Source organism: Streptomyces spirodelae, assembly GCF_017676385.1.
Taxonomy (GTDB): Bacteria; Actinomycetota; Actinomycetes; order Streptomycetales; family Streptomycetaceae; genus Streptomyces; species Streptomyces spirodelae.
In genome coordinates this window covers 105,794-126,527 of the sequence record NZ_JAFFZN010000008.1, presented here as the reverse complement: position 1 = coordinate 126,527, position 20,734 = coordinate 105,794, and the positions used below count along the sequence as shown (strand labels likewise).

At 71.7% G+C, this 20,734-nt stretch carries 20 protein-coding genes and 1 riboswitch; of the genes, 11 read left to right on the top strand and 9 right to left on the bottom strand.

Going from position 1 to position 20,734, the window contains the following annotated elements; translation table 11 throughout:
- Positions 1-31 precede the first annotated feature (31 nt).
- Positions 32-406, bottom strand: coding sequence for an Rv2175c family DNA-binding protein (locus JW592_RS11375; protein WP_099879917.1), 375 nt, complete (start codon positions 404-406; stop codon positions 32-34).
- Between the two features lie 33 nt (positions 407-439).
- The gene (locus JW592_RS11370) at positions 440-1,648 is read right to left on the bottom strand and encodes an NAD(P)/FAD-dependent oxidoreductase (protein WP_229375767.1); all 1,209 of its coding nucleotides are present in this window, start codon (positions 1,646-1,648) and stop codon (positions 440-442) included.
- 178 nt (positions 1,649-1,826) lie between these two features.
- Positions 1,827-1,940: riboswitch (TPP riboswitch) on the top strand.
- Between JW592_RS11370 and thiO the strand changes: the two genes are divergently transcribed.
- The 7 genes from thiO (at position 1,936) to JW592_RS11335 (ending at position 9,434) form a co-directional block, all read left to right on the top strand.
- Positions 1,936-3,240, top strand: a complete 1,305-nt coding sequence (thiO, locus tag JW592_RS11365) for a glycine oxidase ThiO (RefSeq protein WP_209264856.1) — start codon at positions 1,936-1,938, stop codon at positions 3,238-3,240. Its footprint overlaps the riboswitch before it by 5 nt.
- On the top strand, positions 3,237-3,458 hold the full coding sequence (gene thiS, locus JW592_RS11360) for a sulfur carrier protein ThiS (protein ID WP_209264855.1): 222 nt from the start codon (positions 3,237-3,239) through the stop codon (positions 3,456-3,458). The genes thiO and thiS overlap by 4 nt, the downstream gene beginning before the upstream one ends.
- 8 nt (positions 3,459-3,466) lie before the next feature.
- On the top strand, positions 3,467-4,264 hold the full coding sequence (locus JW592_RS11355) for a thiazole synthase (protein WP_209264854.1): 798 nt from the start codon (positions 3,467-3,469) through the stop codon (positions 4,262-4,264).
- A gap of 283 nt (positions 4,265-4,547) precedes the next feature.
- A complete protein-coding gene (gene pknB / locus JW592_RS11350) occupies positions 4,548-6,665 on the top strand; it encodes a Stk1 family PASTA domain-containing Ser/Thr kinase (RefSeq protein WP_209264853.1) in 2,118 nt (705 codons plus the stop codon).
- A gap of 457 nt (positions 6,666-7,122) precedes the next feature.
- Positions 7,123-7,908, top strand: a complete 786-nt coding sequence (locus JW592_RS11345; protein WP_209264852.1) for a transglycosylase SLT domain-containing protein — start codon at positions 7,123-7,125, stop codon at positions 7,906-7,908.
- 29 nt (positions 7,909-7,937) lie between these two features.
- Entirely contained in the window at positions 7,938-8,792 is an 855-nt protein-coding gene (locus JW592_RS11340; RefSeq protein WP_209264943.1) for a deoxyribonuclease IV, read from the top strand.
- Between the two features lie 96 nt (positions 8,793-8,888).
- Positions 8,889-9,434, top strand: a complete 546-nt coding sequence (locus JW592_RS11335) for a DUF4396 domain-containing protein (RefSeq protein ID WP_209264851.1) — start codon at positions 8,889-8,891, stop codon at positions 9,432-9,434.
- Positions 9,435-9,459: 25 nt separating this feature from the next.
- On the opposite strand, the gene JW592_RS11330 is transcribed toward JW592_RS11335, so the two are convergent.
- Positions 9,460-10,083, bottom strand: a complete 624-nt coding sequence (locus JW592_RS11330; protein WP_209264850.1) for a sulfite oxidase-like oxidoreductase — start codon at positions 10,081-10,083, stop codon at positions 9,460-9,462.
- A 241-nt stretch (positions 10,084-10,324) separates the two neighbouring features.
- On the opposite strand from JW592_RS11330, the gene bfr reads away from it, so the two are divergent.
- Positions 10,325-10,813: a bacterioferritin gene (bfr, locus tag JW592_RS11325; RefSeq protein ID WP_209264942.1), complete on the top strand. Its 489-nt coding sequence runs from the start codon at positions 10,325-10,327 to the stop codon at positions 10,811-10,813.
- 141 nt (positions 10,814-10,954) lie between these two features.
- On the opposite strand, the gene JW592_RS11320 is transcribed toward bfr, so the two are convergent.
- Together JW592_RS11320 and JW592_RS11315 are read right to left on the bottom strand one after the other, a co-directional pair.
- Positions 10,955-11,206, bottom strand: a complete 252-nt coding sequence (locus JW592_RS11320; protein ID WP_209264849.1) for a (2Fe-2S)-binding protein — start codon at positions 11,204-11,206, stop codon at positions 10,955-10,957.
- Positions 11,207-11,362: 156 nt separating this feature from the next.
- Positions 11,363-12,706, bottom strand: a complete 1,344-nt coding sequence (locus JW592_RS11315) for a class II 3-deoxy-7-phosphoheptulonate synthase (RefSeq protein WP_209264941.1) — start codon at positions 12,704-12,706, stop codon at positions 11,363-11,365.
- 295 nt (positions 12,707-13,001) lie between these two features.
- Between JW592_RS11315 and JW592_RS11310 the strand changes: the two genes are divergently transcribed.
- Entirely contained in the window at positions 13,002-14,984 is a 1,983-nt protein-coding gene (locus tag JW592_RS11310) for an anthranilate synthase family protein (RefSeq protein WP_209264848.1), read from the top strand.
- Positions 14,985-15,031: 47 nt separating this feature from the next.
- Here JW592_RS11310 and JW592_RS11305 read toward each other — a convergent pair whose 3' ends face one another.
- The 4 genes from JW592_RS11305 to JW592_RS11290 form a co-directional block, all read right to left on the bottom strand.
- Positions 15,032-16,060, bottom strand: coding sequence for a 6-phosphofructokinase (locus JW592_RS11305; RefSeq protein WP_209264847.1), 1,029 nt, complete (start codon positions 16,058-16,060; stop codon positions 15,032-15,034).
- Between the two features lie 194 nt (positions 16,061-16,254).
- Entirely contained in the window at positions 16,255-16,953 is a 699-nt protein-coding gene (locus tag JW592_RS11300) for a response regulator (protein WP_209264846.1), read from the bottom strand.
- Complete coding sequence (macS, locus tag JW592_RS11295; RefSeq protein ID WP_229375698.1) at positions 16,943-18,175, bottom strand: MacS family sensor histidine kinase; 1,233 nt, start codon at positions 18,173-18,175, stop codon at positions 16,943-16,945. The genes JW592_RS11300 and macS overlap by 11 nt, the downstream gene beginning before the upstream one ends.
- 120 nt (positions 18,176-18,295) lie before the next feature.
- Positions 18,296-19,108, bottom strand: a complete 813-nt coding sequence (locus JW592_RS11290; protein WP_209264845.1) for a lysophospholipid acyltransferase family protein — start codon at positions 19,106-19,108, stop codon at positions 18,296-18,298.
- Between the two features lie 227 nt (positions 19,109-19,335).
- On the opposite strand from JW592_RS11290, the gene JW592_RS11285 reads away from it, so the two are divergent.
- Both JW592_RS11285 and JW592_RS11280 read left to right on the top strand, forming a co-directional pair.
- The gene (locus tag JW592_RS11285) at positions 19,336-20,130 is read left to right on the top strand and encodes an alpha/beta hydrolase (RefSeq protein WP_209264844.1); all 795 of its coding nucleotides are present in this window, start codon (positions 19,336-19,338) and stop codon (positions 20,128-20,130) included.
- The gene (locus JW592_RS11280; protein WP_209264843.1) at positions 20,117-20,713 is read left to right on the top strand and encodes a hypothetical protein; all 597 of its coding nucleotides are present in this window, start codon (positions 20,117-20,119) and stop codon (positions 20,711-20,713) included. The genes JW592_RS11285 and JW592_RS11280 overlap by 14 nt, the downstream gene beginning before the upstream one ends.
- Positions 20,714-20,734: the final 21 nt, after the last annotated feature.

Sequence of the window (20,734 nt, the reverse complement as noted above, 5' to 3'; positions counted from 1 at the left end):
GTGCCCGGGCCGGCCGGCCCGGGCGGCGGCGTCAGACGGCGAGCGCCTGGGCGCGGCGCTTGACCTCCGTGCCCCGGTTCTCCCGCAGGGCCGTCACCGGCGAGCCGGGCAGCGACTCGTCCTCGGTGAACAGCCACTCCAGCATCTCTTCGTCGCTGAAGCCGTCGTCCTTCAGGAGCGTGATGGTGCCCGCCAGGCCCTTCACGATCCGGCCTTCGCCGATGAAGGCGGCCGGAACCTGGAGCACCTTGTTTCCGGACTCCGCTTCCCGCCGCACCGCGATCAGCTGGCCTTCCTTCACGAGCTGCCGTACCCGGGTCACTTCGACGCCGAGCTTTTCGGCGACGTCGGGAAGGGTGAGCCAGGCGGGGACGAGAGCATCGGTCTTTGCGTCAATCTCGGTCACGGGTTCCAGACTGCCATCTGGGGCCGACAGTCACTACCGCGCCGCCTGCTTCAGGGCCACGGCCGCGTCGCCCACCAGCGCCCGCTCCACGGCCGTACCCTGCTGAATCAGCTTCCGGCCCTGTGCGAGATCGCGCGGACGGCCGACGGCCAGCAGCGCGGCCAGCCGCTCCCCGCGCAGCCAGCACACGCTCCAGGCGGCGCCGTCCGGGGAGCCGCGCCACACCAGCTCGTCCCCCTCCGCGTGGTGCCCGATGTACTGCACGAAACGGCCGAACTGCTCGGACCAGAAGTAGGGCACCGGGTCGTAGACGACGGTGTCGGCCTCGCCATCGGCGTGCCCCTCGGCCAGCAGGTTCGCCGCGACCGTACGGGGGCCCTGCAGCGCGTTGTCCCAGTGGTGGATCAGCAGCCGCTCGCCGTAGCGGGCCGACGGGAAGGAGGCGCAGTCGCCCACCGCGTAGACACCGGAGTCGTGGTCGCCCGGGACAGTGGCGCGCAGCCGGGCGTCGGCGACCACGGCACCGTCAGGGCCCAGCTCGACGCCGGAGCCGCGCAGCCAGCCGGTCGCCGGGCGGGCCCCGATGCCGACCAGCACCGCGTCCGCCGCCAGCCGCGTACCGTCGGCGAGCAGCACCCCGCCGCGTTCGACCGACTCGACGGCGACCCCGGTGCGCAGCGTCGCCCCGGCCTCCGCGTACCAGGCCCGCATCGGCTCGGTCACCTGCGCCGGGAGCGCGCCGGGCAGCGGGGTGTCCGCAGCCTCGACGACAGTGACCTCGCAGCCGCGCTCGCGCGCCGCCGTGGCGAACTCCGCGCCGATCCAGCCGGCGCCGACCACCACGATCCTGCCCCGCGCCGCCAGCACCGGGCGCAGCCGCTGCGCGTCGTCCAGAGTGCGCAGCAGGTGGACACCGGGCACGCCCTCGCTTCCCGGCAGCGCGACCGGTTCGGCCCCCGTGGCCAGAACCAGACGGTCGTAGTGGACCGGCCCCGCGTCGGTGACCAGCAGCCGCTCGTCGGTCCGCAGTCCGGTGACGGTCCTGCCCAGTTCGAGCTCGATGTCCAGGTTCGCGAAGTCGACCTCGAAGAGCGGCGCCTGGGCCTCCTCGCCCTTGCCGAGCAGCACGGCCTTGGACAGCGGCGGCCTGTCGTACGGCGCGTGCGGCTCGGCCCCGATCAGCCGGACGGAGCCGGGCCAGCCCTGTTCGCGCAGTTGCACGGCGGTCTGCACACCGGCCATACCCGCGCCCACGATCACGACCCGCTGCTGCCTCTGACTGTCACTCACACGATCACTGTATGCCGGTCGGCTGGCACGGCCATCGGCCAGCGGTCGTAGGCCCCCGGCGAGGCGCCCGGACCCACCCGGTGGCCTTACCCGGCTCACCCGCACCGCAGTAGGGTGGGTGCGGTAGTCACACGGCATACGCGGGAGCCCGGACGCACCGGGCTGAGAGGGAGGCTGCGGCGGCCTCCGACCGTCCGAACCTGATCCGGGTCATTCCGGCGAAGGGAGCAGCAGCGCCCATGCGCGGCACGACAAGTCCCGCGGAGCGAACCGCAGGCCCCGCGGAGCGAGCCCCGAAGAAGCAGACCGCGAGGAGTGGAACCGCCGTCCCAGCTGTCTCGGCCGTCCCCGTCGAACCCGGCGCGAGCCCCGATGTGCTCGTGCTCGGCGGCGGGCTCATCGGCCTGGTCACCGCCTGGCGGGCGGCCGGGCGCGGCCTGACGGTCACCGTCGTCGACCCCGAGCCCGGCGGCGGCGCGGCGCAGGTCGCGGCGGGCATGCTGGCGGCCGTCACCGAGCTGCACTACGGCGAGGAGACGCTGCTGCGCCTGAACCTCGCCTCGGCCGCGCGCTATCCGGACTTCGTCGCCGAACTGGAGGACGCCGCCGGGCTGGAGACCGGCCACCGCGCCTGCGGCACCCTCGCGGTCGCGCTCGACGCCGACGACCGCACCCACCTGCGCGAGCTGCACGCGCTCCAGCAGCGCTGCGGACTGGAATCGCAGTGGCTGACCGGGCGTGAGTGCCGTCGCCTGGAGCCGATGCTGGCGCCCTCCGTGCGCGGCGGAGCCCGCGTGGACGGTGACCACCAGATCGACCCCCGCCGACTGGCGGCGGCACTGCTGCGCGCCTGCGAACGCGCGGGGGTCGTCTTCCGCCGCGCCCGCGCGCTGCGGCTGCTCACCTCCCGGGAGCGCGCCGTGGGCGCCGCCCTGGAGGACGGCACGGAACTGCACGCCGGGCAGACGGTCCTCGCGCTCGGCTCCCGCAGCTGTGCCCTGGAGGGTCTGCCGCCCGAGGTGGCGCCGCCCGTCCGCCCGGTGAAAGGGCAAGTCCTGCGGCTGCGGATGCCGCCCGCGCGGCACGGCGCCTTCCTCTCCCGCACGGTGCGTGCCGTGGTCCGCGGCGCTCCCCTCTATCTGGTGCCCCGCGAGGACGGCGAGCTGGTCGTCGGAGCCACCAGCGAAGAGCTCGGCTGGGACACGACGGTCACCGCCGGCGGCGTCTACGAGCTGCTGCGGGACGCGCACGAACTTCTGCCCGGCGTCACCGAGCTGCCGCTGGCCGAGACCCGCGCCGGGCTGCGCCCCGGCTCCCCCGACAACGCGCCCCTGCTCGGCCCCACCGAACTGGCCGGGCTCCACCTGGCCACCGGCCACTACCGGCACGGGGTCCTGCTCACCCCCGTCACCGGCGAGGTACTGGCCGAAGTGCTGACCACCGGCGAGCTGCCCGAGCCGGCGCTGCCGTTCACCCCACGCCGCTTCGCCTCTTCCACCGCCTCCCCCGCTCCCTCCCGTGCGCTCCAGGAGCAGCCCGTATGACCTCCACCGCCAGCACACTGACCGTCTCCGTCAACGGTGAGCCCCGCCAGGTGGCCGCCGGGCTCACCCTCGACCAGCTCGTGGCCACCCTCACCACCGCGCCCTCCGGCGTGGCCGCGGCGCTCAACGAGGACGTCGTCCCCCGCAGCCGCTGGGCCGCCACGACGCTCGTGGACGGCGACCGCGTCGAAGTTCTCACCGCAGTCCAGGGAGGCTGAGCACAGCGATGGCCGACGATCCGCTCACCATTGGCGACACCACCTTCACCTCGCGCCTGATCATGGGCACCGGCGGCGCGCCCAGCCTCGACGTCCTGGAACGCGCGCTGCTGGCCTCCGGCACGGAACTGACGACCGTCGCCATGCGGCGGCTGGACCCCTCCGTGAGCGGCTCCATACTGTCCCTGCTCGACAAGCACGGCATCCGCGTACTGCCGAACACCGCCGGGTGCTACACCTCGGGTGAAGCGGTGCTCACCGCCCGGCTGGCCCGCGAGGCGCTCGGCACCGACTGGGTGAAGCTGGAGGTCATCGCCGACGAGCGCACCCTGCTGCCCGACCCCGTCGAGCTGCTCGACGCCGCCGAGACCCTGGTCGACGACGGCTTCACCGTGCTGCCGTACACCAACGACGACCCCGTACTCGCCCGGAAGCTGGAGGACGTGGGGTGCGCCGCCGTCATGCCGCTCGGCTCCCCCATCGGCTCCGGGCTCGGCATCCGCAACCCGCACAACTTCCAGCTCATCACGGAGAGGGCGCGGGTACCGGTGGTACTCGACGCCGGAGCCGGCACCGCGTCCGATGTGGCCCTCGCGATGGAGTTGGGGTGCGCAGCCGTGATGCTGGCTTCCGCCGTCACCCGGGCCCAGGAGCCCGTGCTCATGGCTGAGGGCATGCGGCATGCCGTTGAGGCCGGGCGCCTCGCCCAGCGCGCGGGGCGCATTCCGCGGCGCCACTTCGCTGAGGCGTCCTCTCCTTCTGAGGGGGTCCCCCTCTTGGACCCCGAACGCCCCGCCTTCCGCTGACGCCGCCACCATTGCCTGAGGCCGCCACCATTGGCTGAGGGCCCGGCCCTCTGGCTCCTTTCCGTTGTCGGGGGGCTCCGAGGAGCCCCCCGACACGACCCCGCGGCGGCAGCCGAAGCAACAAGCGGGGCGTGCGTCCACAACGCGGGGGACCACCCCGTGAGGGGCCCGCGGTCACAAGGCGGCGGCCCCCCGTGAGGGGTTGTCACTGTTCGGCTCCGAAACAGCGGCAACCCGCAACCAAGCGGCAAAGCCGCCGCAGCGCCCTCGTACACTCTGCGCAATGGACACCACCCTCAAGGACCCCCTGGTGGGCCAGGTTCTCGATGGCCGGTACCGCATCGACGCCCGCGTAGCCGTCGGCGGCATGGCGACGGTGTACCGCGCCATGGACACCCGCCTGGACCGCGTGCTGGCCCTGAAGGTGATGCACACCTCCCTCTCTGCGGACGACACGTTCGTGACCCGCTTCATCAGGGAGGCGAAGTCGGCGGCGCGGCTCGCGCACCAGAACGTCGTCGGGGTCTTCGACCAGGGTACGGACGGCACGTACGTCTATCTCGCGATGGAGTACGTGGAGGGCTGCACACTCCGTGACGTACTGCGCGACAGAGGCGCGCTGCGCCCCCGCGCGGCGCTCGACATCCTGGAACCGGTGCTGGCCGCGCTGGGCGCGGCACACCGCGCCGGGCTCGTGCACCGGGATGTGAAGCCGGAGAACGTGCTGATAGGGGACGACGGCCGGGTGAAGGTAGCCGATTTCGGGCTGGTCCGCGCTGTGGACAGCCAGACCTCGGCGACGACTGACTCCATCCTGGGCACGGTCTCGTATCTGGCGCCGGAGCAGATCGAGGACGGCACGGCGACGCCGCGTACGGATCTGTACTCGTGCGGTGTGATGCTCTACGAGATGCTGACCGGCACCAAGCCGCACTCCGGGGCCTCTCCCGCGCAGGTGCTCTACCAGCATCTGAACAAGGACATGCCGGCTCCCTCGGCGGCGGTGCCGGGGATGGCGGCGGCGTTGGACGCCGTGGTCGCGCGGGCGACGGCGCGGTCGCCCGGGGGGCGGCCCGAGGACGCGGTCGCGCTGCTGGCGGAGGTCCGCGCGGCCCGGGCGGGGCTGTCCGACGAGGAGCTGGACGCAGTACCGCCGCAGGCCAAGGACGGCGGCACGGGCCCGGCGGGCCCCACAGGGCCGGCCGCCGAAGCGGCACACCCCGCCGTCGCGACCCCCGTGGGCGCCACCTCGGCGAGCGAGGCCGAGACCTCCGTGATCCCCCGCCCAGCAGAGGCCGCCCACCCCGCGGGGGCCACCCATCTCGCGGAGGCCGCCCACCCCGGGGAGGCCCCCCATTCCGCGGATGCCACGGACACCGCGACACTCCCCCCGGTACCGGTGCCGGACGCCGAGCCGATGGACCGTACGGCGATTCTCTCGGCACCCCCCGTCTCCCCGCCTGCGGCTCCGCCGGGCGGCGAGGGGGAAGCGGGAGGTCCCGCCGCCGGTGGCCACCGGAGGCGGGTACTGCAGCCACGCTGGTGGCTGGTGACGCTGGGAGTGCTGCTGGTGGCGCTGGTGGCCACCGGCATCTGGTACGTCAATTCCGGGCAGTTCGTCCGGACCCCCGCCGTGCTGGACAAGACCCAGTCGGAGGCGACGGAGAAGCTCTCGGACGCCGGGCTGGATGTGAAGGTCGAGCGCGACTACAGCGAGCGGATCGAGCGCGGCCATGTGATCAGCACCGATCCGAAGCCGGGCGAGCGCGTACGCAAGACGGGCAGCGTCACGCTGACCGTCTCCCGCGGCCCCCATGTGGTGAAGGTCCCCGAGCTGAAGGGGACTCCCCTCTCGGACGCCCGCCGGCAGCTCAAGGACGCCGGGCTGGAGCCGGGGACGGTCAAGCGGAGGTTCGACGAGGAGACCGCGCAGGGCTCCGTCATCACCACCGATCCCCGGCCGGGCAGCAAGCGCAGGCCGGGTGCAGCGGTGGCGCTGACGGTCTCCAAGGGCGCTCCGGTCGAGGTGCCCGATGTGGTGGGTGACGAGCAGAGTGACGCGGTCAAGGAGCTGAAGGAAGCGGGCCTGAAGGTTCGCATCGCCTCCGAGCGGGTCCACTCCGAGCACGACAAGGGCACTGTCGCCCGCCAGTCCCCCACCGACGGCAGCTCGCTCGCCAAGGGCGAGACCGTGACGCTGACGGTCTCCAAGGGGCCCGACATGGTCGAGGTGCCGGACGTGGAGGGCCGCAGCGAGGACGAGGCCACCACGAAGCTGGAGCAGGCGGGCTTCGAGGTGACCGTGCGCCGCATCTTCTTCGGGGACACCGTCTTCAACCAGTCCCCCGACAGCGGCGAGAAGGCGCCCCGGGGCTCGGAGGTCACCATCTGGCTCCGTTGAGCGGCTGCTGACCCGCCCCCTCCCGGGGGCGCCGGGCAGGGCGGCAGCTCGCATGACACAAGCCCCGCGAGGGCCGGTTCGCCGGCTTCCTCGCGGGGCTTCGCCGTGTAGCGGGTCGGACACCCGCCGTACGGAGATGTCCGGCTTGGCGCGCATGTCCGGCCACGGTCAGTGCTGGGCGACTTGTCGGCGTGTGACCCCACCCATAGGACGCACGTCACCTACGAAACAACGTAGTGGAAAGGAACCAACCGCTCGACCTGGAATGCAGGTGCCTTACGGACCTCAGGGCGCGGCCCCTGGCAACGAATTCAGGTAGTACGTCACACCTTTGATTTCGTAAAACGGGCCCTTTAACAATTGCGGTCGTCGCACGGCGCCGAATCAGCACTCGGCGTTTCTCCCCGGCTCCCCGCCTCTGCGACGACGCCAGCGATGAAAGGTTCCGTACTTCCTCATGCCCAGCATCTCCAGCCTCAGTCTCAGCCCCAGGGCCAAGAAGTTCTCCGCGTTCGGTCTCGGTGCCGCGGGCGCCGCGACCCTGGCCGTGACCGTGCTGCCCGGTACGGCGGCACACGGTGACGCGGGCCAGGCCACGGCCAAGAAGGTCACCGCCGAGAACGTCGCCTTCAGCTCCCACTCCTCCGTACTGCCCGACCAGGGCAAGGACCTGGTCGCCCAGCAGCAGTCGCTGGCCGCAGCACCGGCCGACACCAAGGAGGTGGCGAGCGTCAAGGACGCCACCACCACCGCGAAGAGCTTCACCGGCACCGACGAGGTGGCAGCGGCGATAAAGGCCGACGCCAAGGAGCGGGCCGCCAAGGCGGCGGCCCGGAAGAAGGCGGAGGCGGCCGCGGCCAAGGAGCGTGCGGCCAAGGCGGCGGCCAACCGCGCCAAGCAGCGCGCCGCCAAGCCCACGTACCCGAACAACCTGGACGGCTGGATTCGCGAGGCCCGCGCCATCATGGCCAAGCACGGCATCCCCGGCTCCTACGAGGGCATCAAGCGCAACATCATCCGTGAGTCCGGCGGCGACCCGCGCGCGATCAACAACTGGGACATCAACGCCATCAACGGCGTGCCGTCCAAGGGTCTGCTCCAGGTGATCAAGCCGACGTTCGACGCCTACCACGTCGAGGGCACCTCCTGGGACCAGTACGACCCGGTGGCGAACATCGTGGCCGCCTGCAACTACGCTGCCGACCGCTACGGTTCGATGGACAACGTCAACTCGGCATACTGAGTGGTGTGACCACGAACGAGACGCAGCGCATGCGCAATCCCATTGGCGGCCATGTCCCCGTAGCCGGGGGGCTGGCCGCCACTGGTATTTCCTATGCCGCGGATATCGGCGCCGAAGCACTTCAGGTCTTTGTCGCGAATCCGCGTGGCTGGGCGATGCCGACGGGAAATGCGGACCAGGACGCCGAATTCCGTACCGCATGCGCGGAGCGTGGACTTCCCGCCTATGTGCACGCTCCTTATCTGATCAATTTCGGCTCGCACACCGAGGAGACGGCCACCAAGTCCGTGCTCTCGCTGCGGCATTCGCTGCGCCGCGCACGTGCCATCGGCGCGCTGGGGGTCGTCGTCCACACCGGCGCCGCGACCGGGGGGCGGTCCCCGGCGACCGCGCTCGCCCAGGCGCGCGCGTTGATGATGCCGCTGCTGGAAGAGCTGACCCACGACGACGACCCGTGGCTGCTGCTGGAGCCGACGGCCGGGCAGGGCGCCTCGCTCTGCTCCCAAGTGCACGAGCTGGGCCCGTACTTCGAGGCACTGGAACACCATCCGAGGCTCGGCGTCTGCCTCGACACCTGCCATGTCTTCGCCGCCGGGCACGACCTGGCCGCTCCCGGCGGGGTGGACCGCACGCTCCAGGAGCTGGTGTCGGTGACGGGGCCCGGCCGGCTGAAGCTGATCCACGCCAACGACTCCAAGGACGTGGCCGGTGCGCACAAGGACCGGCACGCGAACATCGGCGGCGGCCATATCGGGACGGAGCCGTTCGCCGAGCTGCTGGCCCACCCGCTGACGGCCGGCGTACCGCTGGTGATCGAGACCCCGGGCCGCAAGGAGGGGCATACGACGGATGTGGCGCTGCTGAAGAAGCTGCGGGACGGCTGACACTCGTCGGCGCACACCATGCGGAATACCCCTAGGGGGTATAACGTTGCGGGGGTGCGACGGCACGATCCGCTCTGCTTCACAACGAGGTGTCCCATGACCCAGCACGTCCAGCACGACCCCGGAGTCCACCGGCACGGCGAGCCCGGCCACGACCACGGCGGCCACGGCGGCCACGGCGGCCACGGCGACAGTCACGGCCGCGGTCCCGTCTCCTGGTCCACGGCCGCCAGGGCCACCCTGCACTGCCTGCTGGGCTGCGCGCTGGGCGAGATCCTCGGCATGGTGATCGGGACAGCGCTGGCCTGGCACAACGCGCCGACCATGGCGCTGGCGATCGTCCTGGCGTTCGTCTTCGGCTACAGCTTCACGATGTACGCCGTCGTACGCGCCGGCCTCGACTTCCGTACGGCGCTCAAGGTCGCCCTCGCCGCGGACACGGTCTCCATCCTGGTCATGGAGCTGGTCGACAACGGCGTGATCCTGCTGGTCCCGGGTGCGATGGACGCCCAGCTGGACACAGCGCTGTTCTGGGGCGCCCTCGCGGTCGCCTTCGCGATCGCCTTCGCGGTCACCACTCCGGTCAACCGCCTGCTCATCGGCGCGGGCAAGGGCCACGCCGTGGTCCACCAGTACCACTGACGCGACGGGGGGGCGGGCGGGGCCGCTACAGCTCCGGGCCGTCCCCCGGCTCCTCCTGGTAGGAGTAGCGCTGCTCCTTCCAGGGGTCGCCGATGTTGTGGTAACCCCGCTCCTCCCAGAAGCCCCGGCGGTCCGCCGTCATGTACTCGATACCGCGGACCCACTTGGGGCCCTTCCAGGCGTACAGGTGCGGAACGACCAGGCGCACGGGGAAGCCGTGCTCGGCGGTCAGCAGCTCGCCGGCCCGGTGCGTGGCGAACATCGTCTTCTCAGCTGTGAAGTCCGAAAGGCGCAGGTTCGAGCTGAAGCCGTACTCGGCCCACACCATCACATGGGTGACGTCGGGCGCGGGCGGCGCCAGTTCGAGGACCGTGCGCGCGGGCACGCCGCCCCACTCGGCACCCAGCATGCTGAACTTGGCCACGCAGTGCAGATCGGCGACGACGGTCCGGTACGGCAGCGCGGAGAACTCCTCGTGGTTCCAGCAGTGCTTCTCGCCGTCCGCTGTGGCGCCGAAGACCCGGAAGTCCCAGCGCTCGCGGCGGAACTTCGGTACCGGGCCGTAGTGGGTGACCGGCCACCCGCGCTGCAGCCGCTGCCCGGGCGGAAGCTCCGGTTGCTCCCCTTCGCGGCTTTGCGGCTGACCCATGCCAACCATGGTGACAGACCACGGGCCGTGGTCTTGACCACCCCCCGAGCGGGCGGTCGGACGCCGGTCGGGCGGGTACCCGTCCGAGTCGGAATCGCAGCTCACAACCGCAAACATCGGCACACTCGGTAAGCGTGCACTTACTGGACCACGCCGTTGGCCGGTGACAGGATGCGCGATTACGCGCCACGCGCGCACTCTGCCCGGTACACGCGTCATGCCGTGGAAGGAGCCCGCCACCATGCAGGGCGACCCCGAGGTCATCGAATTCCTCAACGAGCAGCTCACCGCCGAGCTGACCGCTATCAACCAGTACTTCCTGCACGCGAAGATGCAGGAGCACTTCGGCTGGACCAAGCTCGCCGAGTACACCCGCTCCGAGTCGTTCGACGAGATGCGGCACGCCGAGCGGCTCACCGACCGCATCCTCTTCCTGGAGGGGCTGCCGAACTACCAGCGGCTCTTCCATGTGCGGGTGGGCCAGACCGTCACCGAGATGTTCCGGGCCGACCGGCAGATCGAGGTGGAGGCGATCGACCGGCTCAAGCGCGGTATCGAGCTGATGCGCAACAAGGGCGACATCACCTCGGCCAACATCTTCGAGGACATCCTCGCGGACGAGGAACACCACATCGACTATCTGGACACCCAGCTCGACCTGGTCGACAAACTGGGCGAGTCGCTGTATCTCTCGCGGCAGATCGAGCAGAAGGCCGCGGACGAGACCTGACGCCGCCACGGTGGGAGGGGGCGCCTCCCTGCTGTGCTTGGGAGGTCCACGCCCTGGGGGTACCTCCCGGCCGGAGGCTGGGGGAGCAGGGCCGGCATGCACAGCCCCCGTGGCGGGGTGCGCGGGAATGCGGGGCGAGCCCTACGCGGCGACCGCAGATGAGGCCGCGGGGGCGGGGGTCGGCTGCGCCGTAAGAGGCGGCTCGCCGCGGTCCAGCGCCGTACGGCGAGGGCACTCGCCACGGCCGAGGATGCCCTGGATACGGCGGACGCAGGACCCGCAGTCCGTGCCCGCCTTGCTGGCCGAGGCAATCTGGCGCGGGGTGCACGCCCCCGCCGCCGCGTGCTCTCGCACCTGCTCCTCGGTGATACCGAAGCACGAGCAGACGTACACGCGGTCACCTCCGCCTCGGGTCGGTCCGGTCGGTCTCAGGGCTTGCTGAGGTTAACCTAACCTTACCCGCGTGGGCCTGTCCACATACACCGCTGGGGCCCGCGTCACACGAGTGAAGCGGGCCCCAGCGGGAGGGATCGAGCGCTCAGGCCGCGCTCACTGGTCCCGGTACATCTCCGCGACCAGGAAGGCCAGGTCGAGCGACTGGCTGCGGTTGAGCCTGGGGTCGCAGGCCGTCTCGTAGCGCTGGTGCAGATCGTCGACGAAGATCTCGTCGCCGCCGCCCACGCACTCGGTGACGTCGTCACCGGTCAGCTCCATGTGGATGCCGCCGGGGTGGGTGCCCAGGCCCTTGTGGACCTCGAAGAAGCCCTTGACCTCGTCCAGCACATCGTCGAAGCGGCGCGTCTTGTGGCCGCTGGCCGCCTCGAAGGTGTTGCCGTGCATCGGGTCGCAGACCCAGGCGACGGTGGCACCGGAGGCCGTGACCTTCTCCACCAGCTCGGGGAGCCGGTCGCGGATCTTGTCCGCACCCATCCGGGTGATGAAGGTGAGGCGGCCCGGCTCGCGGTCCGGGTCGAGCCGCTCGATGAGGGCGAGCGCCTCCTCCGAGGTCGTCGTCGGGCCCAGCTTCACCCCGATCGGGTTCCGCACCCGGGAGGCGAACTCGATGTGCGCGCCGTCGAGCTGCCGGGTGCGCTCGCCGATCCAGACCATGTGCCCGGACACGTCGTAGAGATTGCCGCTGCGCGAGTCGACCCGGGTGAGGGCCGACTCGTAGTCGAGCAGCAGCGCCTCGTGCGAGGAGTAGAACTCGACCGTCTTGAGCTCTTCGGGATCGGTCCCACAGGCGTGCATGAACTTCATGGCCTGGTCGATCTCGCGCGCCAGCGCCTCGTACCGCTGCCCGGAGGGGCTGGACTTGACGAAGTCCTGGTTCCAGGCGTGCACCTGGCGCAGATCGGCGTAGCCGCCGGTGGTGAAGGCACGGACCAGGTTCAGCGTGGCGGACGAGGCGTGGTACATCCGCTTCAGCCGCTCCGGGTCGGGCCTGCGGGCCTCGGGAGTGAACTCGAAGCCGTTGACCGAGTCGCCGCGGTAGGAGGGCAGCGTCACCCCGTCCCGGGTCTCGGTCGGCTTGGAGCGCGGCTTGCTGTACTGGCCTGCGATCCGCCCGACCTTCACCACGGGAACCGATCCCGCGTAGGTGAGGACGGCGCCCATCTGGAGCAGCGTCTTGAGCTTGTTGCGGATGTGCTCGGCGCTGACCTGGTCGAACGCCTCGGCACAGTCCCCGCCCTGGAGCAGGAACGCCTCACCGCGCGCGACAGAGCCCAGCCGCTCGCGCAGCTGGTCGCACTCGCCGGCGAAGACGAGCGGCGGATAGGACTCGAGCTCGGCGAGTACGGTACGCAGAGCCTCGTGGTCCGGCCACTCGGGCTGCTGTGCTGCGGGCAGGTCCCGCCAGGTGTGGGCACCGGCATCGGTGTGGGCGTTCACAGTCACGGAGACAAGGTTACGGCCTTCCGGGGGGAACCCATCCGGCTGCCCGCCATCCGAGACCGCGATCACGAGCGCGGTCACGGCGCGCCCATGAGCGCGCTCGTGGGCTATGGTGTCGGCATGCACGCGCACTCGACCATGAACTGGTGGTGGCCCGCCCGCACGGCGGCCCGCCACGACGCGCGTATGCACTGAAGAACCCAGTCACGTGCCAGGCCGCCCGAGGGGCGGCCTTTCTGCGTTTCCGCGGCCGTTCCTCCCGTACACCGCGTACTCCGCGAAGGGACTCCGCATGCACCGCACCGACCGCACCGGCACCGCCGCACCGACCGCCGCCTCCGCACCCTCCTCCGGCCTCTCACCTGCCGCCCTCGTCGAGCGCCTGACCAGCGACGACGCGCCGTCGTTCGCCATGTTGCGCAGGCGGACGCCCGGCCGGGACGCCGACCTGGTCGAGGTACTGATCGGCGGCGTCCGCGAGGTGGAGCACCTCGCCGATCTGCCGGTGCGCCCGAACTGCGAAGGGGGCGCGCTCGCGCTCGTACCGTTCCGGCAGATCCGCGAACGGGGTTTCGACGCGCGGGACGACGGCACCCCGCTGTCCGTGCTGCTGCCCGTCGAGCGGTACGAGCTGCCGCTCGCCGGCGCCCTCGACGCGCTCCCCGGGCACGGCGTACGGGTCGAGGAGGGCGCGTTCGATGTGACCGACGACGCATACGAGGAGATCGTGCGCCGGGTGGTCACGGAGGAGATCGGAGCCGGTGAGGGCGCCAACTTCGTCATCCGCCGCGACTACCGGGGGCGTATCCCGGACTTCTCCCGAGCCGACGCGCTGGCCCTCTTCGCGCGGCTGCTCCGTGGCGAGCAGGGCGCCTACTGGACGTTCGTCGTCCACACAGGCGACCGCGTGCTGGTGGGTGCCAGCCCCGAGGTCCACGTACGGATGAGCGGGGGGACCGTGGTGATGAACCCCATCAGCGGCACCTACCGCTACCCCCCGCAGGGCCCGGACGTGGCGGGGCTGCTGGACTTCCTGGCCGACCGCAAGGAGCGCGAGGAGCTGTCCATGGTCGTCGACGAGGAGCTGAAGATGATGTGCACCGTCGGCGACGCGGGGGGAGTCGTCGTCGGGCCACGGCTGAAGGAGATGGCGCACCTGGCGCACACCGAGTACGAACTGCGCGGCCGCAGCACCCTGGATGTGCGCGACGTGCTGCGCGAGACGATGTTCGCCGCCACGGTGACCGGCTCCCCCGTCGAGAACGCCTGCCGGGTCATCGAACGGCACGAGCCCGCGGGACGCGGCTACTACTCCGGGGCGCTGGCGCTGCTCGGCCACAACACGGACGGAGCCCAGACACTGGACTCCCCCATCCTCATCCGTACCGCCGACATCGACGTGCGCGGTGGACGGCTGCGGGTACCGGTCGGCGCCACGCTGGTGCGCTCCTCCGACCCGGCGAGCGAAGTGGCCGAGACACACGCCAAGGCGGCCGGTGTCCTGGCGGCGCTGGGCGTGCGCGAGGCGCCGGACCCCGCACCGCGCTGCCCCCGGCCGCAGCTGGCGGAGGACCCCAGGGTGCGGGCCGCGCTCGAGGAGCGGCGCGCCTCCTTGGCGCCGTTCTGGCTGCGGATGCGGGTGGGGCAGCCGGAGCTGACCGGCGCCGGACAGGTGCTGGTCGTGGACGGCGAGGACACCTTCACCTCGATGCTGGCGCACCTGCTGCGCTCCACCGGGCACCCGGTGGAGGTGCGGCGCTACGACGAGCCGGGGCTGGCGCGGGCCGCGCTGGAACACCAGGGACCCGTGGTGCTGGGGCCCGGCCCCGGCGACCCGCGCGATACCGACGATCCGAAGATGCGGCTGCTGCGCGGCCTGGCCGCCGATCTGGTGCGCGCCCGGCGGCAGCCGCTGCTGGGCGTCTGCCTCGGGCACGAACTGCTCGCCGCCGAACTGGGCCTGGAGCTGGTACGCAAGGAACAACCGCACCAGGGCGCGCAGGAGACCATCGACCTGTTCGGACGGCAGGAGACGGTCGGCTTCTACAACTCCTACACGGCCCGCTGCGACGACGAGGCCGCCGCCGAACTCGCCCTGCACGGGGTCGAGCTCAGCCGCGATCCGGCACGCGGTGACGTACACGCGCTGCGCGGGCCGGGCTTCGCGGGCGTGCAGTTCCACCCGGAGTCGGTGCTGACGCTGGACGGGGTGACGGTGACGGCGCAGCTGCTGGCGGCGGTGAGCGAGACCGCCGCGCGCGCGGGCCATGCCTGAACACCGGAGGGGAGGGGGAGCCCCGGAAAGGCTCCCCCGCTCCGGCGTCAGCCGAAGAAGACGCCCGCCTCCTCGTAGAGCGCCGGATCCACCGTCTTGAGCTTCTCGGTGGCCTTGGCGAGCGGGACGCGGACGATGTCCGTACCGCGCAGCGCCACCATGCTGCCCCACTCCTCGTCGCGCACCGCGTCGATGGCGTGCAGCCCGAACCGGGTGGCCAGCCAGCGGTCGAACGCGGTGGGCGTGCCGCCCCGCTGGATGTGGCCGAGGACCGTGGTGCGGGCCTCCTTGCCGGTGCGCGACTCGATTTCCTTGGCCAGCCACTCGCCGACACCCGAGAGCCTGACGTGTCCGAAGGAGTCCGTGGAGCCGTCCTTGAGCACCATCTCGCCGCCCTTGGGCATCGCTCCCTCGGCCACGACGACGATCGGTGCGTAACTCGCCTTGAAGCGGGAGGTGACCCACTCGCAGACCTGGTCGACGTCGAAGCGCTGCTCGGGGATGAGGATGCAGTTGGCTCCGCCCGCCAGCCCCGAGTGGAGGGCGATCCAGCCGGCGTGCCGGCCCATGACCTCCACCACCAGCACCCTCATATGGGACTCGGCCGTGGTGTGCAGCCGGTCGATGGCCTCGGTGGCGACGGTGACGGCTGTGTTGAAGCCGAAGGTGTAGTCGGTCGCGGACAGGTCGTTGTCGATGGTCTTGGGCACGCCTACGCAGCGGATGCCGTACTCGTCCGTCAGCCGGGCTGCCACGCCCAGGGTGTCCTCGCCGCCGATCGCGATCAGCGCGTCGACCTCGTACTTGGCGAGGTTCTCCTTGATGCGCCGGACGCCGTCGTCCTCCTTGAAGGGGTTGGTGCGCGAGGAGCCGAGGATGGTCCCGCCGCGCGGCAGCATGCCGCGCACCGCCGGGATGTCGAGCCGGACCGTCTCCCCCTCCAGCGGCCCCCGCCAGCCGTCGCGGAACCCGGTGAAGTCATAGCCGTAACGCTGGACACCCTTACGGACGACAGCCCGCATGACCGCGTTGAGACCGGGGCAGTCGCCGCCACCGGTCAGCACTCCGACCCGCATGGGATCTCCCTTCGCCGCATGAACGCCTGGACGTGGGTCACGCTAGCGGTGACTCACGTCACACGGGATGCGGCGGGAAGCGGATTTCCTTGGGAGGGGCGGCATTTGAGACCTTGGCAATCACCCGTACGAGCGACAGGCCCGCCCGGCGGGAGGGGAGCACCCGCTGCCCCGGAACAGACGAGCGAGGGCCCTCAGTCGTCCAGCCCTCTCTCGATCGCGTACCGCACCAGTTCCACGCGGTTGTGCAACTGGAGCTTGCCCAGCGTGTTCTGGACATGGTTCTGCACGGTGCGGTGCGAGATGACGAGCCGCTCGGCGATCTGCTTGTAGCCGAGCCCCTTGGCAACCAGCCGCAGCACCTCCGTCTCGCGCTCGGTCAGCTTCGGCACGGCCGGTGCGTTCTCGGCGGCGGGCGCGTCCTCGGCGGCCAGCCTGCGGTACTCGCCCAGCACCAGCCCGGCCAGCCCCGGTGTGAAGACGGGGTCGCCCAGCGCCGTGCGACGCACCGCGTCCAGCAGCTCCTGCGGACCTGCCGACTTGACCAGGTAGCCGGTTGCCCCGGATTTGACGGCCTCCAGCACATCGGCGTGCTCGCCGCTGGCCGAGAGCACCAGCACCCGCAGCGTCGCCTCCGGGCCGACCAGCTCGCGGCAGACCTCCACCCCGGGCCTGTCCGGCAGGTTCAGGTCCAGCACCAGCACATCGGGCGATGTGGCGCGGGCGCGGCGGACCGCCTGCTCGCCGTCGCCCGCCGTGGCCACGACCTCGAACCCGGCCTCGGACAGGTCCCGTGCGACGGCCTCACGCCACATCGGATGGTCGTCGACGACCATCACCTTCACCGGCACCCTGTCCTCGCCCGGTCCGGCCGGCCGCTGCTCAGTCGTCATGCCTGGGAACCCTCATCTCCACTTCCGTGCCCTGTCCCGGCACCGACGTCAGCTCCGCCGTGCCGCCCAAGTCCCGCATCCGGCCCCGGATGGAGAGCGCGACGCCCATCCGGCCCTCCGCCTCCGCGTCGGCCAGCCGTCCCGCGGGGATGCCGGGCCCGTCGTCCCGCACGGTCACGATGACCGCATCCGGCTCGTCCTCCAGCAGGATCCACGCGCGCGCCTCCCCTCCGGAGCCGGGACCGGCGTGCTTGTCGACGTTGTCCAGCGCGGCGCCGACAGCCGCGGCCAGTTCGGTGGCCGCCCGCGCGGGCAGCAGCACCGGCGCTCCCGGTTCGGAGAGGGTGACCCGGGACCCGGCGTAGGAGGCGAGCAGCGCGCGTACGTCGCACGGGGCCGTGCCAGGGTCTTCGGTCCCGGCCTGCACGGCCTGCGCGGGCGGTGCCGCGGCGGTCGGGCCGCCGCCGTCCGCGGTGAGCGCGGGGCGGTGAGCGCGGCCCGTTCCGGGGTCGGGGGCCACGCCGCTGGAGACCAGGGCGCGCAGGGCCACCTCCTGCTCCCCCGCCATCCGGCCCAGCTCGGCCGCCTCGCCGCCGAGCGCCGTCCCGCGCCGCTGCACCATGGCCAGTACCTGGAGGACGCTGTCGTGGATGTCCCTCGCCAGCCGCTCCCTCTCCCGGGTCGCCGCCTCGATCTGGAGGGCGCGCGCGAGGGTGCGTTCGCTGGCGCGGGCCACCTCGATGACATAGCCGATGGCGACGCTGGCGACGCACACGAGCAGCACGTTGTGGAAGGTGGAGCGGGTGATCGCGCCGCTCTCGACGATGTTGGCGATCCCCACCAGCACGGAGGCGCCGGCCGCCCACCGCCAGCCGCCCTTGAGCGCGAACGCGAGGACGGGCCCGGCCACCCAGATGGACGGCAGCGTCGGCCCCACCACGTCGTCGCCGTCCACGACCGGGGAGAGGAGGATGCCGACGACGCCCAGTGCGATGTCCGTGACCAGGAACGGCAGGGTGCAGCGCTCGGCCGAGGCGACGTTGCGCAGTGTGCCGAACGTCCAGCAGGCGAGCACCAGGAGATAGCCACCGCCCGGCACCGGAGTGCTGTACTCCGGATAGCTCCAGAAGAAGACGCCGAGGACATACAGGACGGCAAGAATGCGGTAGCCCGTCAGCGCCCGCCACAGCGGCTGCTCCACGGACATCAGCTTCGGCGCCATGGCTCTCCCCCCAGGTCCCCCATGAATTCTTTCCGCCGCGACGGTGAGCGCTCCGGCGGCGAGCACCGCAATGGCGAGCGCCCCGACGGCGAGGGTCCGGCGGCCTCTCGACCTCCGCGGCTAGGCGGCCTTGTGACCGCCACCGTCATGGTGCCCGGCGGCGCTCTTCCCCGACGCCGGCTCACCCTGCGCGGTCTCGCCCTGCGCGGCCTCGCCCTTCGCGGTCTCGGCGATCTTCGCCGCCTTCGCCGCCTCCGCGATCTGCCGCTTGGCCGCCGTCGCGTACATGTCCACATACTCCTGGCCCGAGAGCTTCAGGATGGCGTACATGACCTCGTCGGTGACCGCGCGCTGGATGAACCGGTCGTTGTCCATGCCCTGGTACCGGCTGAAGTCCAGCGGGGCGCCGATCCGGATGCCCGGGCGCATCAGCTTGGGTACGACCTTGCCGGGCGGCTGGATCTTCTCCGTATCGATCATGGCCACCGGGATCACCGGGGCGCCCGAACGCAGCGCGACCCGCGCCAGACCGCCCGGCTTGCCCCGGTAGAGGCGGCCGTCGGGCGAGCGGGTGCCCTCCGGGTAGATACCGAAGAGCTCGCCGCGCTCCAGCACTTCGAGCCCGCTCCTGATCGCCGCCTCGCCCGCGCCGCGCACCCCGGAGCGGTCGACGGGGAGCTGGCCGACGCCCTTGAAGAACGCGGCCGTCAGCTTGCCCTTGACCCCGGGAGAGGTGAAGTACTCGGCTTTCGCGATGAAGGTGACCTTGCGGTCGAGTACGGCAGGCAGGAAGAAGGAGTCGGAGAACGAGAGGTGGTTGCTCGCCAGAATGGCGGGCCCCTCAGCGGGCACGTTCTCCAGGCCCTCGACCCAGGGCCGGAAAGCGAGCTTCAGCGTGCTGCCGACCGACAGCTTCATCGCGCTGTAGAACAACCTCGACCTCCTAGACGGGACCCACCGACCCTATCCCGCCACCGCGGCGCCGGACCCCCGCCGTCCACCGTGGACCACCGGGTACCCACTGCACGCGGAGTGACCACATGGGGTGACCTGTGGGGCCGCTGGACACTGCCGGAGTGCCCGGCGACGAATTAGGGTGGCAGCACTCCTTGCCGAGCCCGACAGCCGAGCACCGACCGCTGAGCCTATGGAGGCCCACCGTGCCGCCCATCCTCCCCGGAGCCGAGCCATTCCGCCGTGCCGGATCAGCGACCGGTGTGCTGCTCTGTCACGGTTTCACCGGGTCCCCGCAGTCCCTGCGCCCCTGGGCGGAGAACCTGGCCGGGCACGGCCTGACCGTCTCCCTGCCGCTGCTGCCCGGGCACGGCACCCGCTGGGAGGACCTGGCGATGACCAGTTGGGAGGACTGGTACGCGACCGTGGACCGTGAGCTGCGGCTGCTGCGCGAGCGCTGCGACCAGGTCTTCGTCTGCGGCCTCTCGATGGGCGGCGCGCTGGCGCTGCGGCTGGCCGCGCTGCACGGGAACGGGGTGCGCGGGGTCGTCGTCGTCAATCCGGCGATGACCTTCCCCCGGGTGCAGGGGTACGTCGTGCCCGTCGGCCGCTTCCTGGTCCGGTCGGCGCCTGGGATCGCGAACGACATCGCCAAGGGCGGGCAGCACGAGCTGGGCTACGACCGGGTGCCCACCCGGGCCGCGTACGCGCTGCGCAACTTCTTCCGCGTCGCGCAGCGCGACCTGCCGAAGGTGACGCAGCCGATGCTGCTGCTGCGCAGCCGGACCGACCATGTGGTGCCCGCCAGTGACTCGGCACTCGTGCTGGGTCGCGTCTCCTCCACCGATGTGACCGAGACGGTGCTGGAGCGCAGCTTCCACGTCGCCACCCTCGACCACGACGCGGAGCGGATCTTCGCCGACACCCGCGGCTTCATCGACCGCCTCACCCCCGGTCACGAACCGCTCACCACCGCACGGAGCGCCCGTGACGGCGCGTGACCCGGACGAGGGCGAGCCCCGCGACTCCGGCGAGAGCAAGTCGTCGCTGCCGCCCGAGGAAGAGGCCGCCTGGGCGGCGATCGTCGCCGCGTACGGGGACGAGCCCGCGGAACCGTCGGCGGCGGACGGGCCCTCGGAAGTCCGCAGTCCTGACCTGGACGGTGACGACGACGGTGACCGTGACGGCGAGGGTGCCGGGGAGCCGGACGGGGACATGCTCACCAAGCCCCGGCCTGCGCCGGACGCCCAGCCGCCCGTGCGGAGCTTCACCGTCTACGCCGCAGGGACCGGGCCCCGCGACTGGGAGCCGGCCGAGGACGAGGACGGCGAGGGCCATTTCGAGCCGCCGGAGCCGCCGCCGCTGCCGGAGACGGACACCACGACGAAGTTCGCCTGGCTGGCCGCGCTGGGCGGGCCACTGCTGCTGCTCGGCACCGTGCTGCTGCAGGCGGACATGACGTGGTGGATCGTGACCCTGGGGGTCGGTGGCTTCCTCGGCGGCTTCGCCACACTGCTGACCCGGCTGCGGGACGGGCGCGACGACGATGACTGGGACGACCCGGGCCGCGGAGCGGTTGTCTGAGGGCACCGCCCCGGTGAGGGG